22 protein-coding genes are annotated in these 23,592 nt (G+C 62.5%); 16 read left to right on the plus strand and 6 right to left on the minus strand.

Annotation, left to right across the window (positions count from 1 at the left end; all coding sequences use genetic code 11):
* Positions 1–79 precede the first annotated feature (79 nt).
* From JQ567_RS15930 to JQ567_RS15940, 3 genes are all read right to left on the minus strand, one after another.
* On the minus strand, positions 80–1,240 hold the full coding sequence (locus tag JQ567_RS15930) for a PQQ-dependent sugar dehydrogenase (RefSeq protein ID WP_212439701.1): 1,161 nt from the start codon (positions 1,238–1,240) through the stop codon (positions 80–82).
* Between the two features lie 67 nt (positions 1,241–1,307).
* Positions 1,308–1,484: a hypothetical protein gene (locus JQ567_RS15935; protein WP_212439702.1), complete on the minus strand. Its 177-nt coding sequence runs from the start codon at positions 1,482–1,484 to the stop codon at positions 1,308–1,310.
* Positions 1,485–1,666: 182 nt separating this feature from the next.
* Entirely contained in the window at positions 1,667–2,320 is a 654-nt protein-coding gene (locus JQ567_RS15940) for a glutathione S-transferase family protein (RefSeq protein WP_212439703.1), read from the minus strand.
* Positions 2,321–2,933: 613 nt separating this feature from the next.
* Between JQ567_RS15940 and JQ567_RS15945 the strand changes: the two genes are divergently transcribed.
* The 3 genes from JQ567_RS15945 (at position 2,934) to JQ567_RS15955 (ending at position 5,725) form a co-directional block, all read left to right on the plus strand.
* On the plus strand, positions 2,934–4,136 hold the full coding sequence (locus JQ567_RS15945; RefSeq protein ID WP_212439704.1) for a pyridoxal phosphate-dependent aminotransferase: 1,203 nt from the start codon (positions 2,934–2,936) through the stop codon (positions 4,134–4,136).
* 296 nt (positions 4,137–4,432) lie between these two features.
* Complete coding sequence (locus JQ567_RS15950; protein ID WP_212439705.1) at positions 4,433–4,963, plus strand: DUF992 domain-containing protein; 531 nt, start codon at positions 4,433–4,435, stop codon at positions 4,961–4,963.
* A 279-nt stretch (positions 4,964–5,242) separates the two neighbouring features.
* The gene (locus JQ567_RS15955) at positions 5,243–5,725 is read left to right on the plus strand and encodes a DUF992 domain-containing protein (RefSeq protein ID WP_212439706.1); all 483 of its coding nucleotides are present in this window, start codon (positions 5,243–5,245) and stop codon (positions 5,723–5,725) included.
* Positions 5,726–5,780: 55 nt separating this feature from the next.
* Here JQ567_RS15955 and JQ567_RS15960 read toward each other — a convergent pair whose 3' ends face one another.
* Together JQ567_RS15960 and JQ567_RS39065 are read right to left on the minus strand one after the other, a co-directional pair.
* Positions 5,781–7,466: an outer membrane protein gene (locus tag JQ567_RS15960; RefSeq protein ID WP_212439707.1), complete on the minus strand. Its 1,686-nt coding sequence runs from the start codon at positions 7,464–7,466 to the stop codon at positions 5,781–5,783.
* Between the two features lie 22 nt (positions 7,467–7,488).
* Positions 7,489–7,857: a hypothetical protein gene (locus JQ567_RS39065; protein WP_409363607.1), complete on the minus strand. Its 369-nt coding sequence runs from the start codon at positions 7,855–7,857 to the stop codon at positions 7,489–7,491.
* 150 nt (positions 7,858–8,007) lie between these two features.
* On the opposite strand from JQ567_RS39065, the gene JQ567_RS39070 reads away from it, so the two are divergent.
* The 6 genes from JQ567_RS39070 (at position 8,008) to JQ567_RS15990 (ending at position 15,519) form a co-directional block, all read left to right on the plus strand.
* On the plus strand, positions 8,008–8,562 hold the full coding sequence (locus JQ567_RS39070) for a helix-turn-helix transcriptional regulator (RefSeq protein WP_409363608.1): 555 nt from the start codon (positions 8,008–8,010) through the stop codon (positions 8,560–8,562).
* A gap of 281 nt (positions 8,563–8,843) precedes the next feature.
* Entirely contained in the window at positions 8,844–10,892 is a 2,049-nt protein-coding gene (locus JQ567_RS15970) for an elongation factor G (RefSeq protein ID WP_212439709.1), read from the plus strand.
* Positions 10,893–11,075: 183 nt separating this feature from the next.
* Positions 11,076–13,097, plus strand: coding sequence for a WG repeat-containing protein (locus JQ567_RS15975; protein WP_212439710.1), 2,022 nt, complete (start codon positions 11,076–11,078; stop codon positions 13,095–13,097).
* An 80-nt stretch (positions 13,098–13,177) separates the two neighbouring features.
* Positions 13,178–14,020, plus strand: a complete 843-nt coding sequence (locus JQ567_RS15980; protein ID WP_212439711.1) for a shikimate dehydrogenase — start codon at positions 13,178–13,180, stop codon at positions 14,018–14,020.
* A gap of 122 nt (positions 14,021–14,142) precedes the next feature.
* A complete protein-coding gene (locus JQ567_RS15985; RefSeq protein WP_409363611.1) occupies positions 14,143–14,721 on the plus strand; it encodes a hypothetical protein in 579 nt (192 codons plus the stop codon).
* 186 nt (positions 14,722–14,907) lie between these two features.
* Positions 14,908–15,519: a hypothetical protein gene (locus JQ567_RS15990; protein WP_249165502.1), complete on the plus strand. Its 612-nt coding sequence runs from the start codon at positions 14,908–14,910 to the stop codon at positions 15,517–15,519.
* Positions 15,520–15,693: 174 nt separating this feature from the next.
* Here the strand turns inward: JQ567_RS15990 and JQ567_RS15995 are convergent, their stop codons facing one another.
* On the minus strand, positions 15,694–16,830 hold the full coding sequence (locus JQ567_RS15995; protein WP_212439713.1) for an alpha-hydroxy acid oxidase: 1,137 nt from the start codon (positions 16,828–16,830) through the stop codon (positions 15,694–15,696).
* A 115-nt stretch (positions 16,831–16,945) separates the two neighbouring features.
* On the opposite strand from JQ567_RS15995, the gene JQ567_RS16000 reads away from it, so the two are divergent.
* The 7 genes from JQ567_RS16000 (at position 16,946) to JQ567_RS16030 (ending at position 23,560) form a co-directional block, all read left to right on the plus strand.
* Positions 16,946–17,125, plus strand: a complete 180-nt coding sequence (locus tag JQ567_RS16000; protein WP_212439714.1) for a hypothetical protein — start codon at positions 16,946–16,948, stop codon at positions 17,123–17,125.
* A 208-nt stretch (positions 17,126–17,333) separates the two neighbouring features.
* On the plus strand, positions 17,334–18,680 hold the full coding sequence (gene glmM / locus JQ567_RS16005; protein ID WP_212269256.1) for a phosphoglucosamine mutase: 1,347 nt from the start codon (positions 17,334–17,336) through the stop codon (positions 18,678–18,680).
* A 266-nt stretch (positions 18,681–18,946) separates the two neighbouring features.
* Positions 18,947–20,206 carry an MFS transporter gene (locus tag JQ567_RS16010; protein WP_212439715.1) on the plus strand — a complete coding sequence of 420 codons (1,260 nt, stop codon included), beginning with the start codon at positions 18,947–18,949 and terminating at the stop codon, positions 20,204–20,206.
* Positions 20,207–20,485: 279 nt separating this feature from the next.
* Complete coding sequence (locus JQ567_RS16015) at positions 20,486–21,331, plus strand: outer membrane protein (RefSeq protein ID WP_212439716.1); 846 nt, start codon at positions 20,486–20,488, stop codon at positions 21,329–21,331.
* A gap of 231 nt (positions 21,332–21,562) precedes the next feature.
* Positions 21,563–22,366 carry an outer membrane beta-barrel protein gene (locus tag JQ567_RS16020; RefSeq protein ID WP_312017412.1) on the plus strand — a complete coding sequence of 268 codons (804 nt, stop codon included), beginning with the start codon at positions 21,563–21,565 and terminating at the stop codon, positions 22,364–22,366.
* A 115-nt stretch (positions 22,367–22,481) separates the two neighbouring features.
* Entirely contained in the window at positions 22,482–23,072 is a 591-nt protein-coding gene (locus JQ567_RS16025) for a glutathione S-transferase family protein (RefSeq protein WP_212439718.1), read from the plus strand.
* Positions 23,073–23,089: 17 nt separating this feature from the next.
* Positions 23,090–23,560 (plus strand): GNAT family N-acetyltransferase, encoded by a 471-nt coding sequence (locus tag JQ567_RS16030; protein ID WP_212439719.1) that lies wholly within the window; start codon positions 23,090–23,092, stop codon positions 23,558–23,560.
* Positions 23,561–23,592: the final 32 nt, after the last annotated feature.

The following is a 23,592-nucleotide window of genomic DNA, read 5'->3' on the forward strand; positions in this document are numbered from 1 at the left end:
CCGGTTCGCGTCAAGAAAACGCGTCAAATCAAGAATCTAGAGCCCCGTTCCGATTCTATCGGAACGGAAAAGGCTCTAGTCACTTTGCAGAGGGCGCCACCCGCAGGATCCGCCCGTTGGAGCTGTCGGTCAGCAGCCACAGGGCGCCGTCCGGGCCTTGCCTGACGTCGCGAATCCGCTCGTGCAGATTTTGCAGCAGGCGCTCTTCGCCCGCGACGCCGTTGCCGTTCAGCGACAGGCGCACCAGCATGCTGCCGGACAGCGCGCCGACGAACAGGCTGCCGGACCATTTTGGAAACAGCTTGCCGGTATAGAACAGCATGCCGGATGGTGAGATCGACGGCACCCAGTATTTGACCGGCTGCTCCATGCCGTCTTTGGCGGTACTTTTATGGATCTTGGCGCCGCTGTATTCGAGGCCGAAGCCGATCACCGGCCAGCCGTAGTTCTTGGCCTTGCCGATGATGTTGAGCTCATCGCCGCCGCGCGGGCCGTGCTCGATTTCCCAGACGTCGCCCGACGCCGGGTTGATCGCGAGGCCCTGTCCGTTGCGGTGGCCGTAACTCCAGATTTCCGGCTTGGCGTCGGCGCGGCCGATGAACGGGTTGCCGGCGGCGGCCGATCCATCCGGTGCGATCCGGATCACCTTGCCGAGATGATTGCCGAGCTCCTGGGCCTGGTCGCGATGTGAACTATGGTCACCCAGCGTCACGAACAAATTGCCGTCGTCGGCCTGCGCGATGCGGCAGCCATAATGATACCCTGATGACAGCGGCCCTTCCTGGCGGAAGATGATTTTGGTTTCGTCGAGGCGGCCGCCGCCGTCGTTGAGTTTGGCGCGCGCGATCGCGGTACGGCCGCCGCCGCTGGTCCGCTCCGCAAAGCAGAAATAGATCGTCTTGTTTTGCGCATAGGATTTGTCGATCGCGACGTCGAGCATTCCGCCCTGGCCGGACGCCCACACGTCGGGTACGCCCTTGAGCGGCGGCGACAGCTGCCCTTCCGCCGATACGATACGAATGCGGCCCGGCCGTTCGGTCACCAGCATCCTGCCGTCGGGGAGGAAGGCGAGCGACCATGGATTGACCAGGCCCCTTGCGAAGGTGCGCACTTCGAGGCTGCCCGCGGACGACGGAAACTCCGTCTCTTCGCCGCGGGTGCCGGTGGCGATCACCAATGTCGCGGTCAGCAGGATCGCTGCCGTCAGCGCCACGGTCACAAGTCCGACAGGTGTCTTCATCATCGTTCACCCGCGATGCCAATCATCGCGCGTTGCTCTCGGAAAAGGTCCAATCAAATGCCGAAAGTCACGCCGGAATCGGCATGGCCATGGTCACCTTGATCGAGAGCACTGTCAGCGCAACGACGAGGCACAGCGACAGCGTACCGATCGCCAGAGTGGCGGCAATGGCGTTGGTCAGTCGGGGAGACGCAACGGGCGCAGGACGGCTTTCGAAGCCGACCGTGCCGGGCGACCGTATCATGGGTCTAAATCCTTCAAGACGCGGGCGAATCACCCGCGACATCGGGGAATTTCACAATCGTGGCCGGCAATATTGGGGCGTCCAGAGCCCGAACATGGCGAAATCACGGCAAAGGTTAAGGTTATTCCCGCTGTCCTTAACCTTTGGAGGCCTCTTCAAGCGAACGTGAATCGGCCCGCGCCTTAAGCTCCGGCGGCGACGCTGGCGGGATCATCGACCTCGGCATCCGGCCGCCAGTCCATGGTCACGAAACCGGGGGTCTGTTCGACCCGGCGCAGCCAGGCGCGGATCGCGGGGAAGGTCGCAAGGTCAAAGTCGCAGCGGTCGGCGACATGGGTGTAGCCGTACAGCGCGATGTCGGCGACGGTGAGCTGGTCAGCGGCAAAATAGGCCCGGGTCTTGAGATGGTTTTCCATCACTTGAAGCGCGGCATAGCCGCGCTCCATCCAGTCCTCCAATGCGTGGGTCTGCAGGTCGCGGCCGCCCTTGACCAGCGACAGCCAGAAATAGGCCGCGCCGAGATTGGGCTCCAGCGCATGCTGTTCGAAGAACATCCACTGCAGCGCCTCCGCGCGCTCGACCCGCGATTCCGGCGCCAGCGAGGTGCCGCCGGCGACGTACCAGAGGATGGCGTTGGATTCGGCGAGGTAGCGTCCCTCGGCGACTTCCAGCAGCGGCACCTGTCCGCTCGGGTTCATCGCCAGAAAATCCGGCGTGCGGCTTTCGCCGCGCAGGATGTCGACTTCGATCGCGCAATACGGCGCTTTGAGCAGCGACAGCGCAAGGCGGACCTTGTAGCTGTTGCCGGAGCGCTGCATCGAATAGAGCTTGTACATCGTATGAATTTCAATCGATCCGTTGGACGTCTATCGCGCGCGGATCGCCGCAACGCGGTTAAACAATGATGCCGTTATGGTTGCGTCGCAAGACCCGCATTATGGAAAAAGTCGAAAACCTCTACCGCACTGCACGCGCGCAGAACGCCATGCCTCGACGCAGGGATCACGTGGTCGGGATCTGTGATCGGAACGCTTCAAGCTTTCGCGATGTCGTCGATGCGTGCAGGCGCGGATTTTGAAATCGCTGCGAGATGGATCGACGTCTATTCTGAATTGACCTCGGAGCAATCCATCGCGGCACCTGATCGCGTCGGAGGGCCATACCCGGCGCGGCGTGCGGGCCGGGGATGGCCGTTGCCAAGACCGTCGCCAAGACCGTCGCGGCCGCGCCGGTTTCCTTGGCCAGATATGAGTCATTTCGGCGCAGAATTTTTCCAAATATTGCGCCGATCGAGCCTGCGACCCCGTAAAATTTGAGCCTTTCGGGCCAAGCTTCTTGCGATGCGGCGCTGAGCGCTTTAGGGTGCGCCGATCCCAACATTTGGAATCACGGATCATTCCCGAAACGGGCACGAAGTGTGCCCACTCATGCCATTCCCAGGAGATGATGATGCCTTTTCTGTCCGCTGCGCTCGACCGTGTGAAGCCGTCCGCGACGATCGCGGTCACGGATAAAGCACGCGCGCTGAAAGCGGCCGGCCGCAACGTCATCGGCCTTGGCGCTGGCGAGCCCGATTTCGACACGCCCGCCAACATCAAGCTGGCGGCGATCCATGCCATCGAAGCCGGCAAGACCAAGTACACCGCGGTCGACGGCATTCCCGAGCTGAAGGAGGCGATCATCGCCAAGTTCCAGCGCGAGAACGGCCTGACCTACAAGCCGAACCAGGTCATCGTCGGCACCGGCGGCAAGCAGGTGCTCTACAACGCGCTGATGGCGACCATCAATCCGGGCGACGAGGTCATCATCCCCGCGCCCTATTGGGTGAGCTATCCGGAAATGGTGGCGCTGGCCGGCGGCGTGCCGGTGTCCGTGGTGTGCACGGCGGCGCAGGGCTTCAAGCTGCAGCCCGACGCGCTGGAAAAGGCGATCACGCCGAAGACCAAATGGATCATCCTCTGTTCGCCGTCGAACCCGACCGGCGCTGCCTACTCGCGCAGCGAGCTGCAGGCGATCACCGACGTGCTGGTGAAGCACCCCCATGTCTGGGTGATGACCGACGACATGTACGAGCACCTGGTCTATGACGACTTCGTGTTCACCACGCCGGCGCAGATCGAGCCGAAACTGTACGACCGCACGCTGACGGTGAACGGCGTATCGAAGGCCTATTGCATGACCGGCTGGCGCATCGGCTATGCCGGCGGCCCCGCCGAACTGATCAAGGCGATGGCGACGATCCAGTCGCAGTCGACCTCGAACCCGTCGTCGATCTCGCAGTGGGCGTCGGTCGAGGCGCTGAACGGTCCGCAGGACTTCATCCCCGCGAACAACAAGGTGTTCAAGGAACGCCGTGACCTTGCGGTGTCGATGCTGAACCAGGCCAAGGGCATCGAATGCCCGCGGCCCGAGGGCGCGTTCTACGTCTATCCGTCCTGCGCCGGCACCATCGGCAAGACCTCGCCGTCCGGCAAGGTGATCGCGAATGACGAGGACTTCGTCACCGAGCTGCTGGAGACTGAGGGCGTTGCCGTGGTGCAGGGTTCCGCGTTCGGACTTGGCCCGGCGTTCCGGATCTCCTACGCCACCAAGACAAGCGATCTCGAAGACGCCTGCAAACGCATCCAGCGCTTTTGCGGCAATTTGCGGTAGCGCGTTTTCGAGCGAAGTGGAATCCGGTTCGCGTTAAGAAAACGCGTCAGAAAAAATAGCGCGTTTTCGAGCGAAGCCTGTTCCGCACATGATGCGGGACAGGTTCCGGTTTGTGTCCCAAAATTTCTGTCAAAGAAAACGCGCAAAGAAAACACGTCCGAAAAAAGGCGTGTCAAATCACATCACGCGTAGACCGTATGATGTTTTGAAGTCTTCTTTTTGCAAAGCGCCATGTTTTGAACACGGCGCTTCCTTCCTGTCCCCCGCACATTCAGTTCATCAAGTGGGGACGACACATGCTTTTCGGAAAACGCCTTACGACCTTCAGCATCGCCATCGCGGCGCTGATTACGCCGATCGCGAGCGCAGATGCAGCACCGCCGGTTCGCGCCGGCGTCCTGCAATGCCAGGGCGGCCAGAATGTCGGCTATGTCGTCGGCTCCGTGACCAGCCTCGAATGCGTGTTCAAGAGCGAAGGCCGCCGGCCGGAACCCTACATTGCAACCGTGCGCCGCTACGGCCTCGATCTCGGCATCACCGCGCAGACGCAATTGGCCTGGGCGGTGAATGCGCCGAACAGCCGGGTCAGCCGCGGCGATCTCGCCGGCAGTTATGGCGGCGTCGGCGCCAACGCGTCGGTCGGTATCGGCGGTGGCGGCAACTTCCTCGTCGGCGGTCCGGCCAATTCCTACGCGCTGCAGCCGCTCAGCGTGCAGGGCCAGACCGGGCTGAACGTCGCCGCCGGGATTGCCGACATCCAGCTGGAGCCGTTCCGCGGCTATGCCCCCCCGCGCCGTCACCACCGCCGGCACCATCGCCGCGGCTGAAGATAGTTTTGATGAAAAAGGCCCGCGGGAGCGGGCCTTTTTTGTTTTGGGCCGTCATTCCGGGGCGCGAAGCGAACCCGGAATCTCGAGATTCCCCGATGCGCAATTGCGCATCTGAGGTTCGCGCTTTCGCGCGCCCCGGAATGACGGTTGAATAAATCGACGCCCGCCAAATCTGGAACCGCTGCGGATGTTGTGCCATAGAATGGCGCGCACCGCTTGGCTGCGCCTTTCTCAACTCTCTTCTCGCACCACATCGTTTCAGCCGGAGATTTCCTCATGCGTCGCTCCCTCATTCTCGCCGCTGCCGCCATCACCATGTGGGCCGCTTCGATCGCCGGCGCCGATGCGCAGCAGGTGGCGCGGGTGCAGGTCGGCGTTCTCGAATGCCGCGGCGGCGCCAGCGTCGGCTTCATCGTCGGCTCCGTGACCAATCTCGGTTGCGTGCTGCGCGCCGACGGCATGCCGGAAGACCGTTACGTCGCCACCATCCGTAAAGTGGGTCTCGATCTCGGCATTACCCAGGAATCCGCACTGGCCTGGGGCGTGTTTGCGCCGTCGGCGCAGCTCGGGCCGGGCGGCCTCTCCGGCAATTATGTCGGCGCGCAGGGCAGTGCCACGCTCGGCGTCGGCGTCGGCGGCAACGTGCTGGTCGGCGGTTCGGCAAACTCGATCGCGCTGCAGCCGCTGAGCCTGCAGGGCCAGGTCGGCGTCAGCATCGCCGCCGGATTGGAAAGCCTGGAACTTCGGCCCGGGCGGTAAATTCGATCAACGGGAATAAAAAAGAGCCCGCGTGAAGCGGCCCTTTTTTTCCCAGTCAGTATTTGGCGACGCCGCCGTAATTGCCGAGCCTGTAATTGATGCCAAGCTTGACGGCGTGAACGTCGACATTCGCTTCAGATGCGATTCCGTTCGCATTGCTGCCAATGCTGGTGTTGCTGACGGTCTTGATGTTGTCGAACCTCAGATAGTTGTATTCGGCTTTCCACGACCAGTTGTCGAGGAATGCGTTTTCGATGCCCGCGCCGGCGGTCCAGCCAAGCCGCGTTACCTCGGCATCATTGCGCGGACTGAAGATTGGTATTGTTAATGCGTAGGTCTCGTGCATCAGCGCAGCGCCGCCCTTGCCGTACAGCATCCAGCGGCCCCAGGAATAGCCGAGGCGGCCGGTCAAAATCCCCATCCAGTCGATTTTGACATCGAAAGTCTGTGCCACAATCGCTGCTGGATCTATGACGGAACTGCGGGCGCGATGTCGCGTGCCGGCAATGTCGGCTTCCAATCCCATGATCCAGTTGCCCGCCTGCCGATTGAAGCCGACCTGTCCGCCGCCACTAAAGCCGCTGGCATTCTGGGTGAAGCCTGGCGTGAAGACGACGCCGCCGCGAAAAGTGGTCTGGAATTCTCGCTCGACACCTGCCCAGCCGGCATGCGCACCGACATACAGTCCAGTCCAGTCGTAAACCGCGGCGGCCGGCGCCGCTTTGTAGACAGGCTGTTGTCTGATGCCGGTGGCGAGCACAGGTCCGCCAAACCTGTAATTGATGCCGGCTTTGACAGCGTGGATGTTCACGTCGGTGCGCGACGTTGCCGCGCCAAACGTGTTGACGGAGAAAAGATTGCTGATGCTGTCGTTTGCATCAAAGCGCATGTAATTGTATTCGGCCTTCCAGGACCAGTTATCCAGAAAGGCGTTTTCGACACCTGCACCGACCGTCCAGCCAAGGCGGGTAACCTTGGCGTCGCGATAGGAAGGGTCGGATGCCAGCAAGCCGGGAGCGGCCAAGCGATAGGTCTCTTGCATCGTTGCGGCGCCGCCCTTGCCGTACAGCATCCAGCGGTCCCAGGCATAGCCGACGCGCCCGGTCAGGCTCGCAGTCCAATCGATCGACACGTCGTACGTTTGGGTAAGGAGAGGAAGGGTGGGCATTGCGACGGTTGTGGCCCTGCGCAGGTCTGTTCCCGAAATATCGGCTTCCAGTCCCCAGACCCAGTTGCCCGTCTGCTGATTGAAACCGACCTGCCCACCCCCCAGGAATCCATTGGAATTTTGACGGAAGCCAGGGTTGACGATCACGCCAAGGATGTTGGTTGGCTCGAACGTGCGGTCGGCGCTCGCCCAGCCGACGTGGCCGCCTATGTACAGGCCGGTCCAGTCGTAAACGGTGGCGATCGGCATCGCCTTATAGGCCGGGCGCGATCCGAGATCGGCTGCGAACGCAGCGGCGATGCTGCCCCATGAGATGGCTGCGGCTGCAAGCGTCGTCCGCGATAGATGATGCATGATGTCGCCCCCGAACAATTCTGCGGATGAGTCCTGATCCTGAATCGTCGGGTCCGGGTTCACCAATTCCTGTTTCATTCTTACCAAGGCCGCAATAATCGCCTTGTCCTGGTTGGCCTTCGATTTTGCACCGCGTGGCATCGCTTCCTGATTGCTGGCGAGCGTTGCAATCGCGCCACGGGTTGCGAAACTGGCTGGCACAATTGGTTTAACTGGCACTGTCTGGATCGTGCCGATGCAGCTATTTTGACTTGATCGGGATCTGCTCGAAGCGAAGCGAATTTTGAGGGCATCGCAGGCGGTGGACGTTGATGAGTTGGGCGGAATGGCCGTTGGCGGCAGGATTCAGAAAGTTGTTTTTGCGTCGGAGCAACTTCCGTCCCATCTGAAAGATCAGGAAAAATTCTCGCTTTGGCAGGATCAATGGAACGCGCTTTACGGTTCGGTCGATCTGAAGCGTGCGGAAGACCGCCCGTTCGCGGTGAACCTTGAATTCGCGCCGATCGGCGCGGTCGGTAGCGATCGGCTCGACGGCAGCATCGATGGGATGAGACGCAGCCAGCGCGACGTCGCTTCCGATAGTGCGGACAATTTTTGCGTCGCGCTTCATAACGGTCGCTCCGATATAATCAGCATCCAGAACGGGCAGGAGGGCAACCGCGACGCAGCGGTGCTTTTGACCGCCGAACCGGGCGAGATGCTCAGAGGTCCGGAGAATGGTTGGTATGCGATCAATATTTCGCGCGCCCGGCTTCTTGCATTGGTCCCAAACGCTGACGACCTCATAGGCAAGCCGCTCGATGCGTCCTCACCGGCGTTGCGTCATCTCGGCCGGTACGTCGAGTTTCTCATGGGCCTGAAGCAGGATGGCGATCCGGCACTCGACCGGCACATCGAAACCACGCTCGTCGATCTCGTCGCACTTGCGCTCGGCGCGCGCGGCGATCCGTCGGAGATTGCTGTGACCCGCGGCCTGCGCGCAGCACGATTGCACGACGTTCTTGCGGCCATCAAATCGGGCTTTCACGATCCGGAATTCTCGTCGCAGAGCGTTGCGCAGCGTTTGGGCCTGTCGCGTCGCTACGTGAACGATCTGCTGGCCGAAAGTGGATCTGGTTTCGCCGAGCGCGTTCTTGAGATGCGGCTGCATGAGGCCAGGGTGATGCTGACGGATGCAGCCCACGATCGATTGAAGGTGAGCGAAATTGCATGGACCTGCGGGTTCAACGAGGTCCCTTACTTCAATCGCCGCTTTCGCCGCCGTTTCGGTATGACGCCGACCGAACTGCGCGAAGCGTCGCGACGAACGAAATAGGGTGACGAGCCAACCGTTCCGCGAATTTTAATCGCGCGCCGTCGTTGAGCTTACGCGACCCAAGCCGGCACAGCATCGTTGGGCCGGAAAGCCTGGAACTTAGGCCGGCGCGTCAACTTTTCTCCCTGGGCCGCCGCCGCGGGAGGCGGTTGAGGCGGCCGCCCCCGCGCCGGTCACGATGCACCGCAGCAACTTTTTCTGACTTGCCAAATCGCACGCGCGGGCGGAGCATCTGATCCGCCGACCCAATCATGGGCCGAGCTCCAAACAAGGAGGCGGCAATGGGACAAGACGTCAGAAGTCCCCGAGGTCCACGGTGCATTGCGCTGGTGGGCCCTTTCCAGAGCGGTAAAACCACACTTCTTGAAGCCATATTGGCGCGCACAGGCGCCATCCACCGCGCCGGCAGCGTCGATGCCGGAACTTCGGTCGGCGATTCCAGCCCCGAGGCGCGGCACCACAAGATGGGCGTCGGCCTCAGTGCGGCTACCACCAGTTTCATGGGCGACAGCTATACCTTTATCGATTGTCCCGGCTCGATCGAGTTCGCGCATGACATGCGCGCCGCGCTGCCGGCGGTCGATGCCGCGATCGTGGTCTGCGAGGCGGACGAGAAGAAGCTGCCGCAACTGCAGATCATCCTGCGCGAGCTCGAGGAAATGGGCATTCCGCGCTTTTTGTTTCTGAACAAGATCGACAAGGCCAACAAGCGCATCCGCGAAACGCTGGCGACGCTGCAGCCGGCCTCGCGCGTGCCATTGGTATTGCGCCAGATTCCGATCTGGAACGGCGAATTGATCGAAGGGTTTGTCGATCTCGCGCTGGAGCGCGCCTTTGTCTATCGCGAACACAAGCCCTCGGAAGTGATCGCGCTGGACGGCGGCAATCTCGACCGCGAGAAGGAAGCCCGCTTCTCGATGCTGGAAAAGCTCGCCGATCACGACGACGTGCTGATGGAGCAGTTGCTGGAAGACATCCAGCCGCCGCGCGACGCGGTGTTCGACGATCTCGCCCGCGAATTGCGCGAAGGCCTGATCTGCCCGGTATTGCTGGGTGCCGCGTCACGCGAAAACGGCGTGCTGCGGCTGATGAAGGCGTTGCGGCATGAAGCGCCCGGCGTGACCGAGACCGCCAAGCGCCTGAGCGCGTCTTCGCCCAAGGATGCGCTGGGCTATGTGTTCAAGACCCTGCATCAGCCGCACGGCGGCAAGCTGTCGCTGGTGCGGCTGCTCGCCGGGCACCTCGATGACGGTGCGACGCTGCAATCCTCGTCCGGCGAAGCGGGCAGGGTCTCCGGCATCCTCGCGGTCAGTGGCGGGCACGACAGCAAACGGGCGGCGGCGGAAGCCGGCGAAACCGTGGCCCTCGGCAAGCTCGACGCCATCAAGACCGGCGACACGGTCTCGAGCGGCAAGACCGCGCCGGCCTCGCTCGCGCATGTCGAGCCGACGCCGCCGGTGCTGGCGATGTCGCTGGCCGCGAACGATCGCAAGGACGACGTCAAGCTCGGCCAGGCGCTGCTGCGGCTGAACGAGGAGGATCCGTCGCTGACGATGATCCACAACACGCAAACCCACGACATCGTGCTGTGGGGGCAGGGCGAGATGCATCTGCGCGTCGCGCTCGAGCGGCTCAAGGATCGCTTCGGCGTCAACGTCAAATCGCAGGCGCCGGCGATCGGCTATCAGGAGACGATCCGCAAATCGATCACGCAACGCGGGCGCCACAAGAAGCAGTCCGGCGGCCATGGCCAGTTCGGCGACGTGGTGCTGGAAATCAAGCCGATGCCGCGCGGATCGGGTTTTGAATTCCACGAAAAGGTCGTCGGCGGCGCGGTGCCGCGCAACTATATCGGCGCGGTGGAAGAGGGCGTGGTCGACAGCCTCGCGCGCGGGCCGCTCGGCTTTCCCGTGATCGACCTCCACGTCACCCTGACCGACGGCTCCTATCACAGCGTCGATTCTTCCGATCTTGCCTTCCGCACCGCGGCGCGGATCGGTATGGGCGAGGCGCTGCCGCAGTGCCAGCCGGTGCTGCTGGAGCCGATCCACATGGTGGAGATCGTCTGCCCGACCGAGGCGACGGCAAAAATCAACGCCATCCTGTCGGCGCGGCGCGGCCAGATCCTCGGCTTCGACACCCGCGAGGGCTGGGCCGGCTGGGATTGCGTCCGAGCCACCATGCCGGAAGCCGAGATCGGCGACCTGATCGTGGAGCTGCGGTCAGCCACCGCCGGCGCCGGCGGCTTCACGCGGCAGTTCGACCGCATGGCCGAAGTAACCGGCCGCGCCGCCGACCAGATCATCGCCGCGAATCGGGTCGCGGCGTGAACTGACGTTTGTCATTCCGGGGCGCGCGAAAGCGCGAACCCGGAATCCATTTTCGTGTTTGGAAACAGGATTGCTTTGCCGCTCGGCACAACGTGCAATCGTACATTGTGGAATAGCTAACACGCTCTCGCCACGGATCGTCCATATTTGTCCATGACAGATAAGGCGGTTCGGACGAGGGCAGTGACAGTGCGTATGTGGTCGAGTGCCGCCTTATTGACCGCGTTGATGCTGGCGACTGCCGCACTCGCGCAGGACAAGCGGCCGGAATTGACGCCGGCCGGCAAGGCGATCCTCCAGGACAAGCTCGAAATCGACGGCCGCCCGCTCTACGACCGGCCCGGGCCGGGCCAACCCATGACCTTCCCATTGGCGATGTGCACGTTTCCGGGCGGCTTGTGCGGAGCGGTCCGGCGCGATGGTTCGGTCGCGGTACTTCCGCGATATGATTGGGTCGGTACCTTCTCGGACAACCGCGCCGCCGTTCGCCTCAACGGTCTCTACGGTTTCGTCGATGAAGACGGCCGCGAAGTCGTCAAGCCGCAATATCGCATCGTCGACGACTACCAATTCGGCTTTGCGCAGGTTGATGTCGACGGCAAGTCCGGCCTGATCGATCGTGACGGCAAGATGGTGATCGGGCCGATATACGGCTTCATCCGCGCGATAGCGCCCGATCGGTTCGCCGTGTCGGAAACGCGGCAGCTTGGCGGAACGATCGGTGGTGAAGATTTTTCAGGTACCCACGTCGCGTTTCCCCCGTCCGGCGGCGTGACTGTAAGTGTCGTTGGATTATTTTTTGGAGAAGCCCCCAATATCGCAACCGGTGTGATCGACATTTCGGGACAACGGGTCGGGCCGCCGGGCGCGCCTTGGTCTCCTCCCTTTGACAAGGACGACCCATCGATCCGCTGGGTGCGAAGGGACAAGCTCTGGGGGCTGGCGTACGCCGACGGGAGCTGGCTGGTCGAGCCGAAATTTCAACAGGCAGGTTCACTGGTCGACGGTTTGGCGCGCGTAACGGTCGACGGCAAGGTCGGCTTCATCGATCGAAGCGGAAATTTCGTCATCGAACCGGTGTTCGACGTGGCTGCATCATTCGAGCGAGGGATGGGGCGTACCTGGGCGGAGCGCGACGGCGCTGGCGGCTTGATCGACAAGGCGGGCGCGTGGGTTTTGCGCACCGGCTATCAGCTGATGTATCTCGCCACCTCCGGCACGGATCGCTCCCCCTTCGGTTGGCAGTTCAAGAAGGCCAACCGGTGGGGGCTTCTCGACCTCGACGGGCGCGTCGTGCTTGAGGCCGATTTCGATCAGGGCATCCAACGGTGCGACGACGGCCGGTTGGTCGCTTTCCGGAATAAGGAATGGCTCTACTTTAAAGCGGATGGCAGCCCGCTGCAGCCGCCGGATGGTCGGCTCATCGATGGGGCATGCGGTGGCACACCGCCATACACCCTGAAGATCGGTGACAAGTTCGGATTGGTCGACGCGGACGGGCGCCCGCTGATGCCGGTCCAGTTCGACGCGGTCGCCCGAGTTGCAGGGGGCGTCAAGAATGTGAAGATCGAGGGGAAGTGGGGGCGCATCGGCGCCGATGGGCATTGGCTGCTCGAACCCAAATTCGATTACCTTTCGGATGGTATCGATATCTTCGTCGCCTCGGTCGACGGCAAGCGCGGCTTCATGCGATCGAACGGCACTTGGCTGATTGCACCGAAATTCGATGCCGCGCGGCGTCGCGACAAGGATACTGCCTTTGTGACCGTCTCTGACGGCACGGGCGTGCTGCGGTTGGCGGACCAGTCCTGGGCCGTTTCGCCGCGTCCCGGCGTCATGTGCGACATCAGCAACGCCATCATGTCTCAATCGGCGGGTAAGCGCGCGATCCTGTCCAGGACGGGAGACAACTGGATCGACATCGGCGCCGAGCGAATTGGCATCAGCCTCAATTACGGACTGTTGACCTTCCTCAGGGACGGCAAATGGGGGCTGGTCGACACCGCCGGGCAGGTGGTGGTCGAACCGCGCTACGACGACCCGGTCTATTTTACCCCGGGCATGCGCGGTATCGCCTGGGCCAGGGGCGAGGGCAGGTGGTGCGCGATCGACCGTCGCGGCCGCGCGGTTGCGGGCATCCCATGCAGGGATAGCGATCCCACCGGAGGGGCGGGCGGACGATTCCAATGTGAAGTCGAGCCCTGAGTTCAGCAAGCCGGTCAACGACATCGCCGCCCCACCACCCCGGCATTGACACCGCCGCCGGCTTGGCCGAATTGACTGCCATGACCCGTGCAACCAGACCCCCCGCCGCGTGCCTGATCGGATGGCCGGCCGCGCATTCGCGCTCGCCGCTGATCCATCATTACTGGCTGCGGACGCTGGGCATCGAAGGCGGCTACGTCATCGAAGCGGTGCCGCCCGACGAGTTTCAGGACTTTGTCTTTCGGCTTTCGCTGCGCGGCTTTGTCGGCGCCAACGTCACCATTCCGCATAAGGAGCGCGTGCTGGCGCTGTCGAAGCCGGACGACCGCGCCCGCGCGGTCGGCGCCGCCAACACCTTGTGGTTCGAGAACGGCGAGCTGTGTTCGACCAACACCGATGTCGAGGGTTTTATCAACAATCTCGACGCCTGCGCGCCCGGATGGGAACGTGCCGAGGAGGCGCTGGTGCTGGGCGCCGGCGGCTCGGCGCGCGCGGTTCTGTTCGGGCTGATCGAACGCGGCGTCAAGCGCGTGCATCTGGCCAACCGGACCGGGGAGCGCGCGCAGGCGCTGGCGGATCAATTCGGCGCGAGCGTATTGCCGGTGGCATGGGATGCATTGAGCGAATTGCTGCCGCGCGCCGGGCTACTGGTGAACACGACCTCGCTCGGCATGCACGGCCAGCCGGCGCTCGAACTCGATGTCGGCCGGTTGCCGCAGGGCGCCGTGGTCACCGATCTCGTTTACGTGCCGCTGGATACGCCATTGCTGTCAGCTGCGCGCCAGCGCGGGCTGCAGACCGCCGACGGGCTCGGCATGCTGCTGCACCAGGCGGTGCGCGGCTTCGAATTGTGGTTCGGAAAACGCCCCGAAGTGACATCAGAACTTCGTGCGATCGTCGAGGCCGATCTCAACAAAGTTTGAGCGGGAATATCGTTGCGGGAATTGGGGTCAATGGCTACGTGGTGGCCTACCGGAGATCCCTCATGCCCAAGAATCTGTCCAAGCATCGCTCTACACTCATCCGCCCGCTGTTCGCCGCCGCGATGGTGGCCGCGTCCACCATCTACGCCATCGCCCAGCAGCCGCCCACGCCGACGCGGGTTCGCGGCACCATCGAAAGTGTCGAGGGCGACATACTTGCGGTCAAGTCGCGCGGCGGTGAAGACGTCAAGCTGCACATGACCGGCGATATCAGGGTGGTCGGGATTACCAAAATCCCGCTGTCCGATGTCAAGGTCGGTTCCTTCATCGGCGCCACCACGGTGCCGGGACCGGACGGCAGCCAGAATGCGGTCGAGGTCCACGTGTTTCCCGAGGCGATGCGCGGCACCGGCGAGGGCTCGCGGCCGTATGATCTGCGCCCCAACAGCACCATGACCAATGCGACGGTGGATCAGTCGGTAGCCGGCAATGACGGTCACACGCTGTTGATCAAATACAAGGGCGGCGAGAAGAAGGTTGTGGTTTCGCCGGAGACGCCGGTCGTGACCTATGTGCCGGCGGACAAGTCCGATCTCAAGGCCGGCGCCAAGGTGATCGCGTTCATGAAGCAGCTGCCGGACGGCTCGTTCGAGACCAACCGCGTCAGCGTCGGCCGCGACGGGCTGACGCCGCCGATGTGACGCGAAGCGTCATTCCGGGGCGCGCAAAGCGCGAACCTCAGATGCGCGATTTGCGCATCGGGGAATCTCGAGATTCCGGGTTCGATGCTGCGCATCGCCCCGGAATGACGGAGATGGAATAGCTACTTCCCTCCGGTGTTCGCGTTGATGGGACGCTCAGACTTCGGAAGGGATACCGCCATGCGGATGACGTCACGCCTGCTCGCTGCTGCATTGACATTTGCCACCGTGTTTGGGGCGTCCGCCTGGGCGCAACAACAGCCGACGGTGCGGATCCGCGGCACCATCGAGGCTGTCGATGGCAATGTTCTCTCGATCAAGTCGCGCGAGGGCGCCGACCTGAAGGTGCGGATGACCGACAATGTGGCGGTGTTCGGCGTCGCCAGGACCGAACTGTCTGAGATCAAGGAAGGCTCCTACATCGGCGTCACCGGCATGCCGGAGCCCGACGGTACCCAGCGGGCGGTTGCCGTTCACATCTTCCCCGAAAACCAGCGCGGCGCCGCGGAAGGTTTCCGGCCCTGGGATGCGCGCCCGAACTCGACCATGACCAACGCCACCGTCGCCCAGACGGTCAAGGGCACCGATGGTCAGAACATCCTGGTCAAGTACAAGGACGGCGAGAAGAAAGTCGTGGTGCCGCCGGATACGCCTGTTGTCACCTTCATCGCCGGCGACAAGTCCGAACTGAAGCCGGGCGCAAAAATCATCATCTTCGGTGCGGCGAAGAAGGAAGACGGCACGCTGGAAGCCGCCCGCGTCAATGTCGGCCGCAACGGGATCACACCGCCGATGTGAGGGGTGAGCGCGAAACTCTCAGCGAGTCGTCCCGGCGAATGCCGGGACCCATAACCACCAATGCCTGTTGTTGCACTGGGCTGTAGCTCCAGCCTTGGCGAACATACAGGCCTGTGGCTATGGGTCCCGGATCGCGCTTCGCTTGTCCGGGACGACGATAAAGTTTGCCTCTTGCTAAATCGCCAGCACGTGATCGTCGATTTCGGCGATGGTGTTGACGCCGCACAGGCCCATCGTCACCAGCATTTCGTTGCGAATCAAATCGAGCGCCTTGGCGACACCCTGTTGTCCGCCGGCGCCGAGGCCGTGGACGAAGGCGCGGCCGATCATGCAGGATTTGGCGCCGAGAGCGAGCGCGCGCATCACGTCCTGACCGGACCGGATGCCGCCGTCGAACATGATCTCCATCTTGTCGCCGACCTCATCGACGATCTCCGGCAGCACCTCGATCGACGACGGCGCGCCGTCGAGCTGGCGGCCGCCATGGTTGGAGACCACCATCGCATGCGCGCCGGTCTTCACGGCCTCCTCGGCGTCCTCGACGTCGAGAATGCCCTTGAGGATCAGCTTGCCCGGCCAGATCGAGCGGATCCACTCGACATCCTTCCAGCTCAGCGTGGTGTCGAACTGCGCGTTGGTCCATTGCGAGAGCTGGGTGATATCATCGGTGCCTTTGACGTGGCCGGCGATGTTGCCGAAGGTGCGGCGCTTGCCGCGCATCACGCCGACGACCCAGGCCGGCTTGGTCGCGAAGTCGATCAGTTTCGACAATGACCATTCCGGTGGAATCGTCATGCCGTTCTTGATGTCCTGGTGGCGCTGTCCCATCACCTGCAAGTCGACGGTCAGGACCAGCGCGCTGCATTTCGCCGCGATCGCGCGCTCGATCAGGGATTTGATGAAGCCGCGGTCCTTCATCACGTAAAGCTGGAACCAGAACGGCTTGTCGACATTGGCGGCGACGTCCTCGATCGAGCAGATCGACATCGTGCTCAGCGTGAACGGAATGCCGGCGGCCTGCGCGGCGCGGCAGGCGGCGATTTCGCCGTCGCCGTGCTGCATGCCGAGCAGTCCGACCGGGGCGAGGCTCAGCGGCAGCGCGGCCGGCTCGCCCAGGATCGTCGTCGACGTGTCGCGCCTGGACACATCGACCAGGATACGCTGGCGGAACTTGATCGCTTCGAGATCGGCGCGGTTGGCGCGCAGCGTGTCCTCGGAATAGGAGCCGCGATCCGCATAGTCGAAAAACGCCTTCGGAACGCGGCGCTTGTGCAACTGACGCAGATCCTCGATGCAGGTAATATGCTTCATGGACGTTCCCGGCCCCTTCTTGAATTTCTTTTCTGTGTCGTCATCTAGCATGGTTGATACGTCAGCCAAATCAGGCTCGCGGAACCCTGCGTGGGGACAGTCACAAGGACATCTCATGACCGGACCTGATCGCCATCCCAAGCCCGCCCGCGAGTCCCGCGAGAGCGCTGAAAAGCGCCGGTTGGACGAGGCCCTGGAGGAGGGTCTTGAGGAGACCTTTCCGGGCTCGGACCCCGTGAATGTGACCCAGCCGCCGCCGTCGAAGGGCGACCATCACATCAAGCGGCGCGATTAAGGGGTACCCAGGCAGCGGATTGATTAAAAAATGTCATGTTTTGCAATGGGTTAGGCGCCGATCGCGGTTTCCGGTGCCGGTAATGATTCATCATATTTTTTGAAGCCATTTTAGCGCCTGAGAGACTATAAGGCCGGTGCACGCTATGGTGGGCGTTCGCTGCTTCTTGCCGGATGGCTTAAGAGGCGTCGGAATGGCTGGGGGTTATATGAGCCGCAAATATTTCGGTACCGACGGAATTCGGGGCCGTGCCAATGGTCTGATCACGCCGGAGCTCGCGCTCAAGGTGGGGCAGGCGGCAGGCCTGGTGTTTCAGCGCGGCGATCACCGCCATCGCGTCGTCATCGGCAAGGACACGCGGCTGTCCGGCTACATGATCGAATACGCGATGGTCGCGGGCTTTACCTCCGTCGGCATGGACGTGCTGCTGCTCGGCCCGATGCCGACGCCGGCGGTCGCGATGCTGACCAAGTCGATGCGCGCCGATCTCGGCGTGATGATATCAGCCTCGCATAATCTGTTCGAGGACAACGGCATCAAGCTGTTCGGCCCGCAGGGTTTCAAACTGTCCGACGACGTCGAAAAGCAGATCGAGCAATTGCTCGACGAGCCGATCGACCGGCGTCTGGCGCAGAGCGCCAGCCTCGGGCGCGCCCGCCGCATCGACGGCGTCCATGACCGCTACATCGAATTCGCCAAGCGCACGCTGCCGCGCGAACTCTCGCTCGACGGCCTGCGCGTGGTGATCGACTGCGCCAACGGCGCGGCCTACAAGGTGGTGCCGGAAGCGCTGTGGGAACTGGGTGCCGACGTCGTTGCCATGGGCGTCGAGCCTGATGGTTTCAACATCAACAAGGAATGCGGCTCGACCTCGCCGGAGGCGCTGAGCCGCAAGGTGCGCGAGATGCGCGCCGATATCGGCATCGCGCTCGACGGCGACGCCGATCGCGTGATCCTGGTCGACGAGCGCGGCCATGTGGTCGACGGCGACCAGCTGCTCGCGGTGATCGCGCAGAGCTGGAAGGAAGACGGCCGTCTCGCCAAGCCGGGCATCGTCGCCACCGTGATGTCCAATCTCGGGCTGGAGCGTTTCCTCGAAGGCATTGGGCTGGAGATGGTGCGCACGCCGGTCGGCGATCGCTATGTGCTCGAGCAGATGCTCAAGCAGGGCTACAATCTCGGCGGCGAACCGTCGGGCCACATCATCCTGTCCGACTATGCGACCACGGGCGATGGTTTCGTCGCGGCGCTGCAGGTACTGGCCGTGGTGCAAAAGCTCCGCCGCCCGGTGTCGGAGGTCTGCCACAAATTCGATCCGCTGCCGCAGATCCTGAAGAACGTACGCTATCGCAGCGGCAAGCCGCTCGACGACGCCGAGGTCAAATCCGCGATCGTCGATGGCGAAAAACGCCTCAACGGCTGCGGCCGCCTGCTGGTCCGCTCGTCCGGCACCGAGCCCGTGATCCGCGTGATGGGCGAGGGCGACGATCGCATCCTGGTCGAGGAAGTGGTCGATCACATCGTCACCGCCCTCGGCCACGCCGCCGCGGCGTAAATTCTTCCTTCTCCCCTTGTGGGAGAAGGTGGCGCGAAGCGCCGGATGAGGGGTCTCTCTCCATGGAAAGGTCTCTCTCCGTGGAGACAACCCCTCACCCGTCTTCGCTTCGCGAAGCCACCCTCTCCCACAAGGGGAGAGGGGAAGAATTCCCCCGTTCGAATATCCCAACGCATCGCAGCCATTAGCTATTGATGCTGGTCGCAGCACCGCGCGCGGCGTAGGAACGGGCATTATTGCCAGCTGATATTTCGGGAATCTCGCCCTTGAACAAGCCCGTCACCGTCTCCGAGGAAGCGCTCACTGCGCCCGTGGTGGTGCCCGACGTGTCGCCGGCGCTCGCCGCCAGGGCGGTAGCCGCAGGGCCGGCCTATGTTGTGCTGACCGGGATCAGCTTCTCGCATTTCCTCAACGACACCATGCAGTCCTTGATTGCGTCGGTCTATCCGATCCTGAAGGACAATTACGCGCTGGACTATGCGCAGATCGGCCTGATCACGCTGGCGTTCCAGTTCACCGCGTCGCTGCTGCAGCCGCTGGTCGGGCATTTCACTGACAAGAAGGCGCAGCCGTTCTCGCTCGCGATCGGCATGGGGTTCACGTTCTTCGGCCTGCTGCTGCTCAGCGTCGCGCATCAATACACGATCATTCTGATCGCGGCCTCGCTGGTCGGATTGGGATCGGCCGTGTTCCATCCGGAATCGGCGCGGATCGCGCGGCTTGCCTCGGGCGGGCGCTATGGCTTTGCGCAATCGGTGTTTCAGCTCGGCGGCAGCTTCGGCACCTCGATGGGGCCGGTGCTGGCGGCGTTGATCGTGGTGCCGTTCGGCCAGCCCAGCATCGCCTGGTTTTCCTCGATCGCGTTTCTGGCGATCGTGATCCTGTGGCGGATCGGCGTCTGGTACCGGCCGCAGATCACGACGAAGAAGTCCGCCGTGGTCGAACGGCATCCGGATGCGCCGGACGCGCGCCGCGTCAAGATCGCACTCGTGGTGCTGGTGGCGCTGCTGTTTTCAAAACAGCTCTACGTGTCGAGCCTGTCGAGCTATTACATCTTCTATCTGATCGACAAGTTCGGCGTCTCGACCCAGGCGGCCCAGCTCTATCTCTTCATCTTTCTCGCCGCCAATGCCGCGGGCGCCTTCTTCGGCGGGCCGCTCGGCGACCGCTTTGGCCGCAAATACGTCCTCTGGTTCTCGATCCTCGGCGCGCTGCCGTTCACATTGGCGCTGCCCTATGCCGGCCTGTTTGGAAGTGCGGTGCTGACTGTCATCATCGGGTTGATCCTGTCCTCGGCGACGTCGTCGATCATCGTGTTCGCGCAAGAACTGATGCCGCATCGCTTCGGAATGATTTCCGGCGTGTTCTTCGGCGTCGCCTTCGGCATCGGCGGGCTCGGGGCGGCCGTGCTTGGCAAGCTTGCCGATCACACCGGCATCGCCTTTGTCTATCATCTCTGCGCCTTCCTGCCGGCGCTCGGCCTGCTCGCCGTGTTCCTGCCGAAGATGCCGAAGCTCGCGCGTTAACAAAGCGTTTGCAAACGGCGCGGGCAAGCAAGCAGGTAGGTCAGCATCCGTGTCATTTCCATCAACACATCGTTAGGATGTATGGCGGTTTCGCCATTTTCTGTGCTGCAAATGCATCAGGTTGCATGCTGCATAAACGCCCGCGCGAAAAATATTCGGAGATTATCAACCTTAAAAATTAGGGTTAAGCGCCGCTTAAGCATTTGCTGGCATCGTCCGCCCGTGAGTTTTTGATGTGAGGCCTCCGCAGTCGCCTCACCGGACAAAAGGACGAAGCCAATGCGTAGCGTTAAGTCTCTTCTTGCCGCCGGAGCGGCATCCCTGTTGTCGTCGGTGGCCTTCGCCGCGGACATGCCTTCGATCGCGCCGCCGCCTCCGATGGCCTATGCACCGGCTCCGGCGCAGGATTTCGGTGGCTGGTATCTGCGCGGCGACATCGGTATGACCAACACCCAGAGCAAGCTGCACGTCAACGCCTACGACACCCTGCCGGCCAATACGGTCTGGACTCAGAACGGCCATGGCTTCGACAGCGGCATGATGTACGGCGTCGGTGTCGGCTACCAGTTCAACAGCTGGTTCCGTGCCGACATCACCGGCGAATATCGCTCGAAGGTCAGCTTCAAGGGCACGGACTTCTTCATGTTCAATCCCGGCGGCGGGCTCGCTGATACCTACAGCGGCGGCTACAAGAGCTGGGTCGGAATGGTCAACGGTTACGTCGACCTCGGCACCTGGTGGTGCATCACGCCGTTCATCGGTGCCGGCTTCGGCGCAGCCACCATCAAGACCACCGGCTTTAGTGATGTCGCGACGTTCCCTGCGTTTGATGGCCGCAGCAGCGCGTACTTCGCCGAGGGCGCGAGCAAGACCAACTTCGCCTGGGCCGTGCATGCCGGTCTTGCCTACAAGGTCAGCAACAACTTCACGGTCGAACTGGCGTACCGCTACCTCGACATGGGCACCGGCATCCACGGCAACGGCCGCTTCTTCGATGGCACCAATGCCGGTCCCTCGACCTTCCAGTACCGCGACATGACCTCGCATGACCTCAAACTCGGCGTGCGCTGGAACCTGGAAAGCCCGCAGGTCTATGCGCCGGCGCCGCTGATGCGCAAAGGTTAATTGCGACTGCCATCTGTTAAGGATTGAGAACGGCGCGGGATCTTCCCGCGCCGTTTTGCTTTTGGCGAAGCCGCACCTGGCGCCCGTCGCGAGCACGCGATGCGTTTGGCTTTTTCCCGCAAGATCACGTCTCATCGGAGCCTGCGATAACGATTGGTTAGGGTTAACGAGCCATGATCAACGCAAGTTAGAGTTGCTCGATGGAGTACTGCGATGCGTCGTTTTTTGCTGGTGGCGGTGATGTGTGGCGCGGCGGCTGGCGCGCAGGCGGCCGATATGCCGGACTTGCCGATTCTACGCGGCAGTTTCACTGACGGGCTGAGCCGAAGCAGCGTCAACTGGTCGGGCGTCTATGTTGGCGGCCACGTCTCGCACGGTGCGGCGGACATGGACTTCACCAATTCCGGCCAGGACCTGCTCGCCAAGCTCCTCAACAATCTCGATCTGGAATCGCAGTTCAACATCTCGCAGTGGCCTCTGCTCGGCAAGTCCCACATGCAGAGCAGCGGTTACGGCGGGTTCGTCGGTTATAATTTTCAGTGGAGCGAAGCCCTCATCGGTATCGAGCTGAACTATACCCACGGCAACTTCTTCGGTGCCAACAGCGGTTCCCAGGGTCGCTCGTTCCAATACCCCACCGATTACATATCGACAGCGCGCGTGTCCTCAAGCGCCTCGATGAAGATCACCGATTACGGCTCGTTGCGAGTACGTGGCGGATACGCCATCGACAGCTTTCTGCCATATGGATTTGTCGGCGTTGCGATGGGGCAGGCGAATATCAATCGCAGGGCCGATGCCAACATTGATTATCTCTATGTCGGCACGCAAGGACTTCCCAATTACTCTGCAGCCGGTTTCCTGACAGACAACGCCAATTCCAAGTTCATCACGGGATTTGCCGGCGGTCTCGGCATCGACATGATGCTGTATGCGGGTCTTTTCCTGCGCGCCGAGTGGGAATATCTCCGGTTCACCTCCAGTGTCGATACCACCGTCAACACGGTGCGCGCGGGCCTGGGCTACAAGTTCTGATGGGCTACAAGCTCTGACTTGGCCTCAGACTTGGCCTGGTCCGTCGTCGATCCTGATACCGTTGACAGATTTGCCGCGGGCTGTTGCACTGTCGCCATAACGAGGGCGGCCGCGCATGAAAATCTACGGCGATACCAATTCCGGCAACTGCCTGAAGGTGAAGTGGGTGTGCGACAAACTCGCGCTGCCCTATAGCTGGATTGCGATCGACACGCTCAAGAGCCAAACCCGCACGACGGAGTTCCTCAAGCTCAACTATGCCGGCCAGGTGCCGGCAGTCGAATTCGACGACGGCCGCACGCTGGCACAGTCCAACGCCATCATCCGCTATCTCGCCCGCGGCAGCGACCTCATTCCAGCGGATGCGTTCGCCGCCGCGAAGATGGACGAATGGCTGTTCTGGGAACAATACAGCCACGAACCCTATATCGCGGTCTGCCGTTTCCAGATGTTCTATCTTGGGAAATCTGCCTCCGATCTCGACCCCGACAAGGTCAAGCGCGGCTATGCGGCGCTGGCGCGGATGGAGCATCAACTCGCCATCACGCCGTTCCTGGTCGGCGATGCCGTCTCGCTCGCCGACGTTTCGCTGCTGGCCTATACAAGGCTGGCGCATGAAGGCGGTTTCCATCTCGACGGCTATGCCGCCGTGCGCCGCTGGATCGGCGAGACCGAAAAACTGCTCGGCCTGCCGCCGGCGCGCTGAATTCACCGGAAAACCCCATGGCCACCGTTTCGCAAGTCACCATCCGTCGCGCGCGCCGTGACGATGTCGGTCACATCGTTGCCATGCTGGCGGACGATCCGCTCGGTGGCCCGCGCGAGCGGCTCGAAGATCCACTGCCGCAAGCCTATTTCGACGCGTTCGATCGCGTCGCGGGCGACCGGAATATCCATCTCGTGGTCGCCGAAGACGGCGAGGGCGTTGTCGTCGGCTGCCTGCAGCTGTGCATCCTGCCCGGCCTGAGTTCGCAGGGCGCCTCGCGCGGTTTGCTCGAGGATGTCCGCGTCGCCAGCCAATGCCGCAGCCGGGGCATTGGCGAGCAGTTGGTGCAATGGGCGGTTTCAGAAGCGCGCGCCAAGGGCTGCAAGCTGGTGGAACTGCTGACGCATCATACGCGCGTGGATGCGCAACGGTTTTATGAACGGCTTGGATTCGCGCGCAGCCATGTCGGCATGACCTTGAGATTCTGACACTTTATATCTGTGCAAAGTTGAGTCGCGGC

This window comes from Bradyrhizobium sp. AUGA SZCCT0431 (assembly GCF_018131065.1).
Lineage (GTDB): Bacteria > Pseudomonadota > Alphaproteobacteria > Rhizobiales > Xanthobacteraceae > Bradyrhizobium.